At 69.4% G+C, this 13,473-nt stretch carries 13 protein-coding genes; 5 read left to right on the top strand and 8 right to left on the bottom strand.

Annotated features, from left to right (window positions below; all coding sequences use genetic code 11):
• Positions 1 to 47: 47 nt before the first annotated feature.
• A complete protein-coding gene (locus tag ACIQF0_RS17295) occupies positions 48 to 1,532 on the top strand; it encodes an FAD-dependent oxidoreductase (RefSeq protein WP_401030495.1) in 1,485 nt (494 codons plus the stop codon).
• Here ACIQF0_RS17295 and ACIQF0_RS17290 read toward each other — a convergent pair.
• The 4 genes from ACIQF0_RS17290 to acs all read right to left on the bottom strand — a co-directional run bounded on the left by ACIQF0_RS17290 (position 1,504) and on the right by acs (position 6,121).
• Positions 1,504 to 2,421: an alpha/beta fold hydrolase gene (locus ACIQF0_RS17290; RefSeq protein ID WP_401031443.1), complete on the bottom strand. Its 918-nt coding sequence runs from the start codon at positions 2,419 to 2,421 to the stop codon at positions 1,504 to 1,506. The two genes, ACIQF0_RS17295 and ACIQF0_RS17290, sit on opposite strands and share 29 nt — an antisense overlap.
• Positions 2,418 to 2,858, bottom strand: coding sequence for a phage holin family protein (locus tag ACIQF0_RS17285; RefSeq protein WP_218164493.1), 441 nt, complete (start codon positions 2,856 to 2,858; stop codon positions 2,418 to 2,420). Before ACIQF0_RS17285 ends, ACIQF0_RS17290 begins: the two co-directional genes overlap by 4 nt.
• Positions 2,855 to 4,012, bottom strand: coding sequence for a Na+/H+ antiporter NhaA (gene nhaA / locus ACIQF0_RS17280; protein ID WP_401030493.1), 1,158 nt, complete (start codon positions 4,010 to 4,012; stop codon positions 2,855 to 2,857). The genes ACIQF0_RS17285 and nhaA overlap by 4 nt, the downstream gene beginning before the upstream one ends.
• 126 nt (positions 4,013 to 4,138) lie before the next feature.
• The gene (acs, locus tag ACIQF0_RS17275) at positions 4,139 to 6,121 is read right to left on the bottom strand and encodes an acetate--CoA ligase (RefSeq protein ID WP_401030491.1); all 1,983 of its coding nucleotides are present in this window, start codon (positions 6,119 to 6,121) and stop codon (positions 4,139 to 4,141) included.
• Positions 6,122 to 6,380: 259 nt separating this feature from the next.
• Here acs and ACIQF0_RS17270 point away from each other — a divergent pair, with 259 nt between their 5' ends.
• Entirely contained in the window at positions 6,381 to 7,109 is a 729-nt protein-coding gene (locus tag ACIQF0_RS17270; RefSeq protein WP_401030489.1) for an oxidoreductase, read from the top strand.
• Here ACIQF0_RS17270 and kynU read toward each other — a convergent pair.
• A complete protein-coding gene (gene kynU / locus ACIQF0_RS17265) occupies positions 7,102 to 8,202 on the bottom strand; it encodes a kynureninase (RefSeq protein ID WP_401030487.1) in 1,101 nt (366 codons plus the stop codon). The two genes, ACIQF0_RS17270 and kynU, sit on opposite strands and share 8 nt — an antisense overlap.
• The gene (locus ACIQF0_RS17260) at positions 8,199 to 9,014 is read right to left on the bottom strand and encodes a tryptophan 2,3-dioxygenase (protein ID WP_401030485.1); all 816 of its coding nucleotides are present in this window, start codon (positions 9,012 to 9,014) and stop codon (positions 8,199 to 8,201) included. Before ACIQF0_RS17260 ends, kynU begins: the two co-directional genes overlap by 4 nt.
• 106 nt (positions 9,015 to 9,120) lie before the next feature.
• On the opposite strand from ACIQF0_RS17260, the gene ACIQF0_RS17255 reads away from it, so the two are divergent.
• The 3 genes from ACIQF0_RS17255 (at position 9,121) to ACIQF0_RS17245 (ending at position 11,616) form a co-directional block, all read left to right on the top strand.
• Positions 9,121 to 9,561 (top strand): Lrp/AsnC family transcriptional regulator, encoded by a 441-nt coding sequence (locus ACIQF0_RS17255; protein ID WP_218164492.1) that lies wholly within the window; start codon positions 9,121 to 9,123, stop codon positions 9,559 to 9,561.
• A 484-nt stretch (positions 9,562 to 10,045) separates the two neighbouring features.
• Positions 10,046 to 10,480, top strand: a complete 435-nt coding sequence (locus ACIQF0_RS17250) for an RrF2 family transcriptional regulator (protein WP_401030483.1) — start codon at positions 10,046 to 10,048, stop codon at positions 10,478 to 10,480.
• An 11-nt stretch (positions 10,481 to 10,491) separates the two neighbouring features.
• Positions 10,492 to 11,616: a globin domain-containing protein gene (locus ACIQF0_RS17245; RefSeq protein ID WP_401030481.1), complete on the top strand. Its 1,125-nt coding sequence runs from the start codon at positions 10,492 to 10,494 to the stop codon at positions 11,614 to 11,616.
• Here ACIQF0_RS17245 and ACIQF0_RS17240 read toward each other — a convergent pair.
• Positions 11,605 to 12,516, bottom strand: a complete 912-nt coding sequence (locus tag ACIQF0_RS17240; RefSeq protein ID WP_401030479.1) for an N-acetylmuramic acid 6-phosphate etherase — start codon at positions 12,514 to 12,516, stop codon at positions 11,605 to 11,607. The genes ACIQF0_RS17245 and ACIQF0_RS17240 overlap by 12 nt on opposite strands.
• A complete protein-coding gene (locus ACIQF0_RS17235) occupies positions 12,513 to 13,397 on the bottom strand; it encodes a MurR/RpiR family transcriptional regulator (protein ID WP_396425788.1) in 885 nt (294 codons plus the stop codon). Before ACIQF0_RS17235 ends, ACIQF0_RS17240 begins: the two co-directional genes overlap by 4 nt.
• Positions 13,398 to 13,473: the final 76 nt, after the last annotated feature.

The following is a 13,473-nucleotide window of genomic DNA, read 5'->3' as shown; positions in this document are numbered from 1 at the left end:
GGCCGCGATACAGTGTATTGAGTGATACGGCGTATCGGGAGGATGCGATGAAGACTTCGGTGTTGGTGGTGGGCGGGGGACTGGCTGGGACGTCGGCCGCGCTGTTCCTGGCGTGGCGCGGGGTGGACGTGGTGCTGGTCGAGAAGCATCCGGGCAGCTCACTGCACCCGCGAGCGGTCGGCTTCAACGCTCGGGTGGGTGAGTTGCTGCGCGCGGTCGGCCTGGAGGGCGAGCTGCCGGTGAGCAGGATGACCAAGGGGTTCGGCGTCCGGCGGGTCCGGGCGGAGAGCCTGGTCGGGAAGAAGTACGACGAGACCTTCTGGACGCCACCGGCGCAGCTCTCCGACATCGAGTACTCGCCGTCCAAGGGCGTCGGGGTGGCCCAGGACAAGATGGAGCCGCTCCTCCGGGACAAGGCCCGTGAGCTGGGCGCGGACATCCGCATGAGCACCCGGATGCTGGAGTTCTCGCAGGACGGCGACGGCGTCACGGCGGTCGTGCAGGGCGACGGCGAGCCGTACGAGATCCACGCCGACTACCTGATCGCGGCCGACGGCCACCGCAGCCCGATCCGCGAACAGCTCGGCATCACGCGCACCGGCCGCGGCTTCATGCACACCTCCCGCAGCGTGCTGTTCCGCGCGCCGCTGCAGGAGTACCTCAAGGACGGCATCGGCCAGTTCGTCATCGACGACGTCGGCTTCCTGACCACCTACGGCGACGGCCGCTGGGTGCTGATGCTCGACGACCGCGAGTACGCCGAGCCCGAACTGCGGCAGAAGATCGTCCAGGCCATCGGCCGCGACGACCTGGAGATCGAGATCATCACGACGGGCCGCTGGACGATCAGCGCGGGTGTCGCCGACCAGTTCTCGCAGGGCCGGATCTTCCTGGCGGGCGACGCCGCGCACACGTTGCCGCCGAGCCGCGGCGGGTTCGGGGCGAACGTCGGCATCGAGGACGCGCACAACCTCGCCTGGAAGCTCGCGGCGGTGATCAACGGCGAGTCACGACCGTCCCTGCTGGACACCTACGACGCGGAACGGCGCCCGGTCGCGACCCTCTGCCACCAGCAGATCTTCGCGCGCAACGACGGCCACAACCGCGACGGCGAGCCGGAGGACGCGCCGTTGATCGACAACAACGCGATGCACTACGGCGTCCTCTACCGCTCGGACGCGGTGCTCGGCGCGGGTCCGGAACTCCCGCGGGCCCAGCTCCCAGAGCAGTGGAACGGCCAGCCGGGCACGCGCGCCCCGCACGTCTGGATCGAGCCGGGCAAGTCCACTTTGGACCTGTTCCAGCGCGGCTGGGTGCTCGTCGCCGACCACCCGCAGTGGGAGGAGGCCGCGGCGGGCCTGAACGTCCACTACGAACGGGTCGAGCGACTGGACGTGTTCGGACTGTCCGCGAAGGGCGCGTCGCTGGTCCGGCCGGACGGCTACGTCGCCTGGCGCTCGACGGACCTGCCCGACGACCCGACCGGCACCCTGAAGAGCGCGTTCAGCTCGTCTTCTGCAGGAACTCGGTGATCAACCTGCTCGTGGTGTGGGACGCCTCCTGGTTCGGGAAGTGCCCCACCTCGGGCAGGCTCCGGAACTCCGACCCCGCGCCGAGCCACGGCCGTGAGTCCAGCGCCGAGGCCTCGGGTGCGATCGGGTCCAGCGCGCCGTGGATCTGCAGCACCGGCACCTGGATCGGCTTGTCGACGGCCTCGGCGAACCGGCGGCCGTCGCTGCGCAGCTGCGAGCGCACCGCCCAGCGGTAGTACTCCAGCGCGCTGTGGGCGACGCCCGGAATCGTCATCGCCTGCCGGCAGCGGCGGATGACCTCGTCGAACTCGGGCGCCGTCCGCCACTTCGGCCCGGTCCACGCCGAGAGCAGCTTGGCGACCTGCAGGCCGTTCTCGCCGGTCAGCCAGCGTTCCGGGTAGACCGGCAGCTGGAAGCGCAGCACGTGGGAGTTCGTCCGGGGATGCCTGCGGAACGCCCGGCGCGTCACCAGTGGGTGCGGTGCGGACAGCACGGAGATCGACGACACCACGCGCGGATGCATCGCGCCGACGGTCCACGCCGTGGCGCCGCCCCACGCGTGACCCACCAGGTGTGCGCGCTGTGCGCCCAGCGCCTTGACCAGGCCCGCGATGTCACCCGCGAGTGTGAATCCGTCGTAGCCGCGCGGGGGTTTGTCCGAGTCGCCGTAGCCGCGCAGGTCGACCGCCACCGCGCGATAACCGGCCTCGGCCAGTGCGGTCAGCTGGTGCCGCCACGACCACCAGAACTCGGGGAACCCGTGCAGGAGCAGCACGAGAGGTCCTTCGCCGAGTTCGGCGACGTGCAGGCGGATGCCGTTGGCCGAGACGTCGCGGTGCGTCCACGGACCCGCGACCCGCACGACGGACGGGTCGGGTTTGCGGCTCAGTTGTCGTCGCCCCTGCGCGTCAGGGCCGCGACCGTGTCCTTCGCGGCGGCGATCGACTTCTCCGGCGCCCTGATCTTCTTGACCTTGCGGTAGCCGAGGAAGGCGAAGGCGACGGCGCTGAGCAGCATCACGCCGAACACGAGCCCGAAGCCCGCCCAGTAGCCCCACCCGAACCACTCGGCGAAGCCGAACCCGAGGGCCATGAACAGGAAGAACAGGCTGAAGCACAGGATCGTGAGCGCGACGATGAAGAAGACGCTGCCCTTCACGCCCTTCTTGATCTCGGCCGTGATCTCGCCCTTCGCGAGCTCGACCTCTGCTCTGACCAAGGTCGACACGTGGGCGGTCGCATCACGGACGAGACCGCCGAGCGACGCCTCGGCCGTCGGGTCGTCTGCGGTCAGCGGAATCGACGCGATGTGTTCCCTGGTGGTCACTCGGACATGGTGCCATGCGCCCGGCTCCGGCGAATGAGCAACACCGCGGCGAGCAGCGACGCGATCATCGAGGCGAGCAACACAGCCGCCTTCGCGGTCTCCGCCTCGGCCAGTGAGAGGTCCGCGATCAGCAGGCTGACGGTGAACCCGACCCCGCCCAGCACGGCCACCGCCACGATGTCCCGCGGCCCAGCGCCGGACGGCCACACCGCCGCCTTGAACCACACCGCGAGTGCCGACGCCCCGACGATCCCGATCACCTTGCCGATCACCAGCCCGGCCATCACCCCGAGCGCGATCTTGTCCGAGAAGAGCTTCCCGAACGCCTCCGCACCCACCGGCACACCCGCCGCGAACAGCGCGAACACCGGCACCGCCACCCCGGCCGAGAACGGCTGCAGCCGGTGCTCCAGCCGGACCGCCGGCGCGTCCTGCTCGTACGGGTCGCGCCGCACCCGCGTCAGCAACGCCAGCGCGACGCCCGCGATCGTGGCGTGGACGCCCGACTCGTGCATGAACCACCAGGTGGCGAGCGCGATCGGCACGTAGATCCAGGCGCTGGTGATCCTCTTGTGCTGCAGGAACCAGTACAGCGCCAGCAGCAGCACGACCGCGCCGGCAGCGAGCAGGTTGAACTGCGCGGTGAACAGGACGGCGATCAGGATGATCGCACCCAGGTCGTCCACGACGGCCAGCGACAGCAGGAACACCCGCAGGCTCGACGGCAGCCCGGACGCCGTCAGCGCCAGCACCCCGAGCGCGAACGCGATGTCCGTCGCCACCGGAATCGCCCACGCCTTCTCGATCCCCGGCTGCCCCCAGCCGATCGACAACGCGATCAGCGCGGGCACGATCATCCCGCCGACCGCCGCGACGATCGGCAGGACCGCGGCCTTCACGTTGGACAGTTCACCGACGACGAGCTCGCGCTTGAGCTCCAGCCCGGCGACGAAGAAGAAGATGGCCAGCAGGCCGTCCTTGGCCCAGTCACCGACCGACAACGGTCCAAGATGGAGGTCCCGCAACGCGAAGTAGCCCGGCGCGAGCGGGGAGTTGGCCCACAGCAACGCGATGGCGGTGGCGCCGAGCAGCACGGTGCCGCCCACGGTCTCCGTGCGCAGGTAACGGGCGAAATCGGTGATCTTGCGAGACACAGGGCTCCCAGGGCGGTCGACAGGTACACGAATACTCGTGCCGACCAGACTTCCCGGCTCACCTAGATGCGATCTTAACGCGAACGGGCGCCCTCGAGTGAGGACGCCCGTCACGTTTGGAACAGATCAGTCTTCGGCCTTGCCCGACTGCAGACCCGCCGAGATCAGGTCCATGACCGACGAGTCGGCCAGCGTCGTCACGTCGCCGACCGCGCGGTTCTCGGCCACGTCGCGCAGCAGGCGGCGCATGATCTTGCCCGAGCGCGTCTTCGGCAGCTCCGGCACGACCATGATCTGACGCGGCTTCGCGATCGGGCCGATCTCCTTGGCCACGTGGTCGCGCAGCGCCTTGATCGCGTCCGCGCCGCCGGCGTCCGCACCCGCGCCACCGCGCAGGATCACGAACGCCACGATGCCCTGGCCGGTCGTGTCGTCGGACGCGCCGACGACGGCGGCCTCGGCCACGGTCGGGTGCGACACGAGCGCCGACTCGACCTCGGTGGTCGAGATGCGGTGACCGGACACGTTCATCACGTCGTCGACGCGGCCGAGCAGCCAGATGTCGCCGTCGGCGTCGTACTTCGCGCCGTCACCGGCGAAGTAGAAGCCCTGGTCCTTGAAGCGCGACCAGTACGTGTCGCGGTAGCGCTCCTCGTCGCCCCAGATGCCGCGCAGCATCGACGGCCACGGCTCGTCCAGCACCAGGTAGCCACCGCCACCGGCAGGAACCTCGACGCCCTCGTCGTTGACGACCTTCGCGCCGATGCCGGGCAGCGGGCGCTGCGCCGAACCGGGCTTGGTCGACACCACACCGGGCAGCGGCGAGATCATGATCGCGCCGGTCTCGGTCTGCCACCACGTGTCCACGATGGGGGCCGTGCCGCCGCCGACGTTCTCGCGGTACCAGATCCACGCCTCAGGGTTGATCGGCTCGCCGACCGAACCCAGCACGCGCAACGAGCTGAGGTCGTGCTTGGCCGGGATGTCCGCGCCCCACTTCATGAAGGTGCGGATCAGCGTCGGCGCCGTGTAGTAGATCGAGACGCCGTACTTCTGCACGATCTCCCAGTGGCGGCCCTCGTGCGGGGTGTTCGGCGTGCCTTCGTAGACGACCTGCGTCACGCGGTTCGACAGCGGGCCGTAGACGATGTAGCTGTGGCCGGTGACCCAGCCGATGTCCGCGGTGCACCAGTACACGTCGGTGTCCGGCTTGAGGTCGAACACGTTGTGGTGCGTGTACGACGCCTGCGTGAGGTAGCCGCCGGACGTGTGCAGGATGCCCTTCGGCTTACCCGTGGTGCCCGAGGTGTAGAGGATGAAGAGCGGGTGCTCCGCGTCGAACGCCTCAGGGGTGTGCTGGTCGGACTGCGAGTCCACCAGCTCGTGCCACCACACGTCCTTGTCGGTCCACGCGACCTCGGTGTCGGTGCGCTTGACGACGATGACCTTCTCCACGGACGGCGCGTCGGCGACGGCCTCGTCCACGGCGGGCTTGAGCGGAGCCGGGGTGCCGCGGCGGTACTGGCCGTCGGTGGTGATCACGAGCCGGCACTCGGAGTCCTGGATGCGGGTGCGCAGCGCTTCGGCGGAGAAGCCGCCGAACACGACGTTGTGCAGCGCGCCGACACGGGCGCACGCGAGCATCGCGAAGATCGCCTCGGGGACCATCGGCATGTAGATCGCGACGCGGTCCTCGGCACCGATTCCCAGCGACGTCAACGCGTTCGCGGCCTTGGAGACCTCGCGCTGCAGCTCGGCGTAGGTGATGGCACGGGAGTCGCCCGGCTCACCCTCCCAGTGGATGGCGACCTGGTCACCGTGGCCGGACTCGACGTGGCGGTCGACGCAGTTGTAGGCCACGTTGAGCTTGCCGCCCACGAACCACTTGGCGAACGGCGCGTCCGACCAGTCGAGGACCTGGTCCCACTTGGTGTCCCAGTGCAGCCGTTCCGCCTGCTTCGCCCAGAACGCCTCGCGGTCGGCCTTCGCCTCCTCGTACAGCTCGGGCTGTGCGTTCGCCTGTGCCGCGAACTCGTCGGAAGGCGGGAACGTCCTGCTCTCCGTGAGCAGGTTGTCCAGAGCGTTGCCCTGGCCTGGCGACTGCGTCATGGTGCGAGACCTCCTGGAATGTCCAGACCGGTTGGGGATGCGGGTACTGACCGTAGTGCGAGCCAGCTCACTTCCAACAGGCTCCTCCCCAGAAAGGTTCAGACCAATCTTGGGAGGTCGGTTACACGGCTGTCATTGTGTAACCCGTTTTGTCTGGTCCGGGCACGTGTGGCGCGTTGAACGGGCGCAGTTGCGCGCTCAGCGGTTGGCTCAGTGAGCTGGGTCACGCGTTTCACCTGGTCAGGTACTCTGCGCCACCGTGACCGATCCTCTCGCTCCGCTGCTTTCCTTGCCGGGCGTGGCTGACGCCGCGAACGCCGCCAAGGACGCCGTCTTCCAGGTGCACCGCCATCGGGTGAACCTGCGTGGCTGGGCCACGACGGCGGCGGAGGCGTCCGTCCGCGCGGCCCGTGCGTCGGCCGCTCTGGAGGGCGGGCCGACCGAGATCCCGGAGTCCGGCGAGGTCTCGGATCCCGTGCTGGCCGGGTCCTTGCGGATCGCCGAGGCGCTGGGCGGGCTCGTCGGCACCTGGCAGCGCGCGCCGTTGCAGGCCCTCGCGCGGTTGCACGTTCTCGCCGCCGCCGATCTCTCCGCCGAGGTCGGACGGCCGCGCGTCTCCGCGGACGTGTCGGCTCGGCTCGACCTGCTCGGCTCGCTGGTCACCGGCGGAACGTCCGTGCCGGCGCCGATCGTCGTCGCCGTCGTGCACGGCGAACTGCTCGGGCTGGCGCCGTTCGACGTCGCCAACGGCGTGATCGCCCGTGCCGCGGCCCGGATGACGTCGATCTCCACCGGTCTCGATCCCAAGGGGCTCGGCGTGCCCGAGGTGGCGTGCCTGCGGCGTTCGTCCGAGTACGAGGCCGCTTCCGTGGCGTTCGCGTCGGGGTCTCTGGAGGGCCTGACCCAGTGGATCCTGTTCGTGTGCTCGTCGCTGGAGGCGGGCGCCCGCGAGGCCAAGAGCATCGCGGACGCCGCGCAAGCTAGTTGACGATCTCGGCCAGGACCTCGGCCGCCTTGATCGCGTCCTCGTCGGTGACGTAGAGCGGGGCGAACCCGAAGCGGAGGACGTCCGGCGGCCGGTGATCGCCGATGACTCCGCGCGCGATCAGCTCGTCCATGACGGACTTGGCGTCGGGGCACCGGACCGAGATCTGGTTGCCCCGCTGGTCGGGCGTGATCACCTCGAGGTTCGTGAGCTTCTCGACGCGCTCGCGGAACAACGCGGTCAGCGCCAGGCCGCGCTGCCGCAGTTCGGCCAGGTCGACGTCGTCCCAGACGTCCAGCGCGGCGTCGAGCGCCAGCATCGACAGGATGTCCGGCGTGCCGACGCGTGCCCTGGCGATCCCGGCGTCCGGTTCGTAGGACGGCTTCATGCCGAACGGTTCGCGGTGGCCGTTCCAGCCCGACAACGGGTTCTCGAACGTGGCCTGCTTCGCGTGCGGCACGTAGATGAACGCCGGTGAGCCCGGTCCGCCGTTGAGGAACTTGTAGGTGCAGCCGATCGCGAAGTCGACCTGGAGGGCGTCCAGTTCGATCGGCAGCACGCCCGCGCTGTGGCAGAGGTCCCAGACCACCTGTGCGCCAACGGTGTGCGCCTGCTCGGTGAGTGCCTTCATGTCGTGCAGTGCGCCGGTTCGGTAGTCGACCTGGTTGAGCAACACCACGGCGGTGTCCACGGTCAGGTCCAAAGAGGACGGATGCGCGGCGCGGATCTTCATGCCGGTCAACGAGGCCACCGACTGCGCGATGTAGCCGTCGGTCGGGAACGTCGACTCGTCGCACACGATCTCGGTGCGTTCGGTGCCCTTCACCGCGCCCATCAACGCCTTGTAGACGTTGACCGACGTGGAATCGCCGACCACGACCTGACCTTCCGCCGCTCCGATCAGCCGGCCGACGCGGTCGCCGACCCGTTGCGGCGTCTCCCACCAGCCTTCGCTCCACGACCGGATCAGCCGCGTGCCCCACTGGTGACCGATCACTTCCTGCATGCGCGCGGCGACGTGCTTCGGTGGTGCGCCAAGGGAGTTGCCGTCGAGGTAGACGACGCCTTCGGGGAGATCGAACAGCTCGCGCCTCACACGTAACTCCTCGCGGTCCACAGCTCGGGGAACACCGCTCGTTGGGTGCGCTTCTCCAGCCATGCAACACCAGCGGAGCCGCCCGTGCCGACCTTGGAGCCCATCGACCGCCGGGTCGCGAGCAGGTGGTCGTAGCGCCAGCGCGCGAACTCCTCGGCGATGTCGGTCAGCGCCTCGCCCAGCTCCAGCAGGTCGCGGTCGTTGCCGCGGTAGATCGCCGCCCACACCTGCTCGACCTCGGCCGACGGCTCGTAGGCCTTGGTCAGGTCGCGGTCCAGCACGCTCTGCGGGACGTCGAAACCCTTGCGCTTCAACGCGCCCAGCACGTCGTCGTAGAGCGACGGCAGCGCCAGCGACTTCTCCAGCTGCTCGTGCATCGCCGGCACCGCCCGGTGCGGCACCAGCATCGACGCGGACTTCTCGCCGAGCAGGAACTCCATTTCGCGGTACATGCCCGACTGGAAGCCGGACCCCTCGCCGAGCGCGTCGCGGAACGAGTTGAACTCGGTCGGCGTCATCCGCGCGATGGGCCGCCAGGCCGCGGAGAGCGCCTGGAGGTGCAGGTCGGAACGCCGGAGCGTGCGCACGGCTGCCCGCACGTCGTCGGCGCGAAGCTCGGTCTGGGCCTGCCGCCACTCGAAGCAGAGCAGGCCGAAGTACAGCTCCATCACCTGCGTGATGACCAGGAACGACATCTCGCGCGGATCTTTGGACCACTGCTGTTGAAGGGTGTGCAACACCGACGCGTGCACGTAGTCCTCGTACGGCGTGGTGCCGCCGAAATCCAGCTTGGGGGACACGGGGCAGCTCATGGGGTCAATCGTCGCCGGAACGGCCCGTCACCTGAATGGGCGACGAAAGGCGTTCGCGCCGAACTTCTTCTGATTGCAAAACAGATCGCCAGGTAGCTTTGCGTTCATGTTGGACGAGGTGGACAAGGCCCTGTTGGAGGCACTCCAAGAGGATGCGCGCCTGTCGTACAACGAGCTCGCCCGCCGAGTCCACGTCTCGCCGCCGACGGTCGCGCAACGGGTCCGCCGGCTGGAGAACATGGGCGCGATCACCGGCTATCGCGCCGTGGTCGATCCCACCGTCGTCGGACGTCCGGTCGTCGCGTTGGTGCGCATGAAGTGCTACGGCCCGCGGTGCATCACCGTGCACCCGCAGCTGCTCGACGACTGCCCGGAGGTGGTCGAGGTCGTGCGGCTCACCGGCGACATCTGCTCGGTCGTGAAGGTCGTGACGACGTCGATCCTGGAGCTGGAACGGCTGCTGGTGCGGCTGGCGTCGCACGGGGAGACGTCGAGCGCGATGGTGCTGTCGACGCCGATCCCGTGGCGTCCGGTGTTGCCCGGCTGAGTCTGGTCCTCGGTTGGGTTGCGTTTGCTGGTGGCTGTTCCAGCGAAGTGGGGTGCGTCGCGCGCGAACGGTCACCTTGCGAGGGTGGTCGCGCAGGTCGAGACGGAACTTCGCGGGGTTGCGATTGGGGCTTGACCTCGAGCCTCTGGCGGAATGCTTGGCGGCCTTCACGAGCCGGGTGAGAAGCGCCCCGGCCGGACCGGACAGGTTGGCATTCCGCCCCTCAAGGTCAAGCCCCAATCGCCTTGAAGGGTGCGGAACCGCTGCCCGGCCGTGAAGGTCCGCTCGGCTCGCTTCGCGTCGCCACGTCAGGCTGCGTGCGTGGCTGGGTCGCGTTGCCGACTGTCGGGTTGGCACCGCGCGCCGGACCGTGCGGGTGGCACCCGTGCGTTGGCGGGCGCCAGTCCATCTGCCCGATCCCGTGGCGTCCGGTGTTGCCCGGATAACATGCATCTCAGACTCCAATTAAGCTAGCCTCGATCACGTGAGGCTGACGAAGAGCACGGACATCGCGCTGCGGATCGTCATGCGGCTGGCCGTCGTCGACGACTCCAGTCACCCGACCACACGCGAAGTCGCCGAGGTCATGGGCGTGCAGTACACCCACGCGGCGAAGGTCGTGGCGCAGCTGCAGCACCTCGGCGTCGTCGAGGCGCGGCGTGGCCGGGGAGGCGGGCTGACACTCACCGACGCGGGCCGAAATAGCTCGATCGGACGCCTCATGCGCGACCTGGAGGGCGTCGGTGACGTCGTAGACTGCGAAGGCGAGCTGCCTTGCCCGCTCAGCTCCGCCTGCCGGTTGCGGCACGCGTTGCGCGAGGCTCAGGAAGCCTTCTACGCCTCACTAGATCCGTTGTCCGTCGGGGACCTCGTCGCTCAACCCACCGGCCCGGTTCTGCTCAGCCTGGGGCAGAAGTGAGGAGCTCGTCGATGCTGTCCCCGAAGTCCGCCGAACTGGTCGAGGCCACGCTGCCCGCGGTCGGCGCCGCCATCGGAGAGATCAGCCGGCTGTTCTACGACCGCCTGTTCGCCGAGCACCCGATCCTGCTTCGGATCATGTTCAACCGCGGCAACCAGGCCAACGGCACGCAGGCCCAGGCGCTGGCCGGGTCGATCGCGGTCTTCGCGACCGGACTGCTCGCCGGGCAGCAGCCGGAGGCGATGTTGCGCCGCATCGCGCACAAGCACGTCTCGATCGGCGTCACCTCCGGCCAATACGCGGTCGTGCACGAGCACCTGCTCGGCGCCGTCGCCGAGGTCCTGGACGTCACGCCGGAGATCGCCGCGGCCTGGAGCGAGGTCTACTGGCTGATGGCCGACACGCTGATCTCCCTGGAGCGGTTCCTGCCCAGGGGTCAGCAGGAGTACCGGGTGATCGCGCGGTTCCAGGAGACCGACGAGGTGGCGACGTTCGTGGTCAGGCCGGTCTCCGGGCCGGTGCCCCCGAGCAAGCCGGGCCAGTACGTGTCGGTGCACCTGCCGCTGCCCGACGGCGCCCGGCAGATCCGCCAGTACAGCCTCTCCGGACGGACCGACGACGCGCTGCAGTTCTCGGTCAAGCGGGACGGCGAGGTGTCGAACCGCCTGCACGACTTCGCGCCTGTGGGCAGCACGCTGAAGCTCAGTCATCCCAGCGGGGACGTGACGCTCGAACCCGGTGACGGCCCGGTGCTGCTCGTGTCGGCCGGGATCGGCTGCACGCCGATGATCTCGATGCTCGCCGAACTGGCCGCCACGGACTCGCCGCGGCAGGTGGTCGCGGTGCACGGCGACCGCGACCAGCTCTCGCACCCGTTCCGCGCCGAACTCGCCCAGCTCGTGGCCAAGCTGGAGGACGCGCGGGCGCACGTCTTCTACGAACGGCCGATCGGGGAGTGGCCTGCCGAGCAGACCGGGTACGTGGATCTCACCGGCGTCGAGATCCCGCCGAACACGACCGCGTACCTGTGCGGGCCCGTGCCGTTCCTGCGCGCCGTGCGAGCCCAGTTGCTCGAGGCGGGCGTCACCGACATCCACTACGAGGTGTTCGGACCGGACGTCGTGTCAGCCGGCTAGCCGGTCCAGGGCGTTGCGGACGTGGCCCTTCGTGTCCTCCAGGGCAGCGGCCGCACGTTCGGTCGGTGCGCCGGAGAGCAGGTGCACCAACGCGACCTTGAGGTCGCCGGACGCGTCGGCCAGCGCCTGCTCGCACGCGGTCTCCGGCTGGCCGGTGGCCTCGTGCAGGATCCGGATCGTCCGGCCGCGCAGCTTCGCGTTGGTGGCGCGCATGCTGACCATCAGGTTCGAGTAGGTGCGGCCGAGCTTGATCATCACCGCGCTGGAGAACGAGGTCAGGACCAGCTTCTGGGCCGATCCCGCCTTCATCCGGGTGGAGCCGGCGATGGCCTCGGGGCCGGTGTTCAGCGTGACGAGGACGTCCGGGGTGAACGGCACCGACGCGTTGTTCGACACCAGCACCGTGTGGGCGCCAAGCGCTTGCGCCTCCTGCAGGGCGCCGATCACGAACGGCGTGCGTCCGGACGCCGTCACGCCCACGACCAGGTCTTTTCCGGTGGCGTGGCGGCGGATCTGGGCGGCGCCGGAGTGGTCCTCCACCTCTTCGACGGCACGGACGAGGGCTTCCGGACCGCCGGCGTGGTGGGCGACGAACCAGTCGCCGGGAACGTTGAAGGTGGGCACGAGCTCAGCGGCGTCCAGCGTGGCCAGCCGGCCGGACGTGCCCGCGCCGACGTAGTGCACGCGGCCGCCGGACATGATCGCCGTGACGCCCAGGTCCACCGCGCGGGCCAGGTCCGGCAGTGCCGCAGCGACCGCCGCCGGGACCGTGCGGTCCTCGTCGTTGATCATGCGCAGCACGTCGATCGTGGATACCCGGTCGATGTCCGTGGTGCGGGGGTTCCGTTGCTCGGTCGGAGATTCCACGCGCACCACCACACCGTTCCGGGGGGAGATCATTTAGTCGTCTCCCGCGGCCGTCGCCGGCCGTCTGGTCTGGCGCCGAGCCGGTGGCCGGACACCGCTTCGTAGGTCGCCTCCAGCGCCGTCTTCGCCGAGTCCACGTGGTGCTGGGCGACGCCGATGAACAGGCAGTCGATCACCGTGAGCTGGGCGATGCGGCTCGCCATCGCGCCGGAGCGGAACGTGGTCTCGCGCGCGGCCGTGGTCAGCACGTGGTCGGCGACCTCGGTGATCGGCGAGCGCGGGAAGTTGGTCAGCGCGACGGTGGTGGCGCCGGTCTCGCGAGCGACGCGGAGGGCCTCGACGGTCTCCGCGGTCGAGCCGGTGTGCGAGATGCCCACGGCGACGTCGGCGGGGGTCAGCACGGCCGCCGACGTCAGCGCGATGTGCGTGTCGTTCCACGCGAAGCAGGTGAGCCCTATGCGGTGCAGCTTCTGCTGCATGTCGAACGCGACGAACGCGGACGCGCCGAAGCCGTACACGTCGACACGACGGGCGCCCGCGACCGCCTGGACGACCTTGTCGAGCGACTCGATGTCGAGCTGCTCCGCGGTCTCCTCGACGGCGCGGGCGTCGGCGAACGCGACCTTGCCGACGACCTGCTTCAGGTCGTCGCCCGGTCCGATGTCGCCACCCATGTCGTGGTTGGCCCTGGCCTGGCTGCGGGCGGTGTCGGCGGCGAGCGCGATGCGCAGCTCCGGATATCCACCCACGCCGATGGCCTTGCAGAACCGCGTCACCGTCGTCTCACTGGTGCCCGCCTGCTCGGCGACCTCGGTGATGCTGCGGTGCGCGACAGTTCCGGGGTTCTCCAGCACCACCTTCGCGACGCGCTGTTCGGCGCGCGCGAGACCCGGCAGCAACGACCGGATCTTCACCAGTGGACTGGACTCGGCACTGCTATCAGTGGACACGTGGGAAACTTACTAACCGCCACTGCGAGGGTCAACGGAG

This window comes from Lentzea sp. NPDC092896 (assembly GCF_044754905.1).
Classification (GTDB): domain Bacteria; phylum Actinomycetota; class Actinomycetes; order Mycobacteriales; family Pseudonocardiaceae; genus Lentzea.
This window is presented reverse-complemented; position numbering and strand designations above follow the sequence as displayed.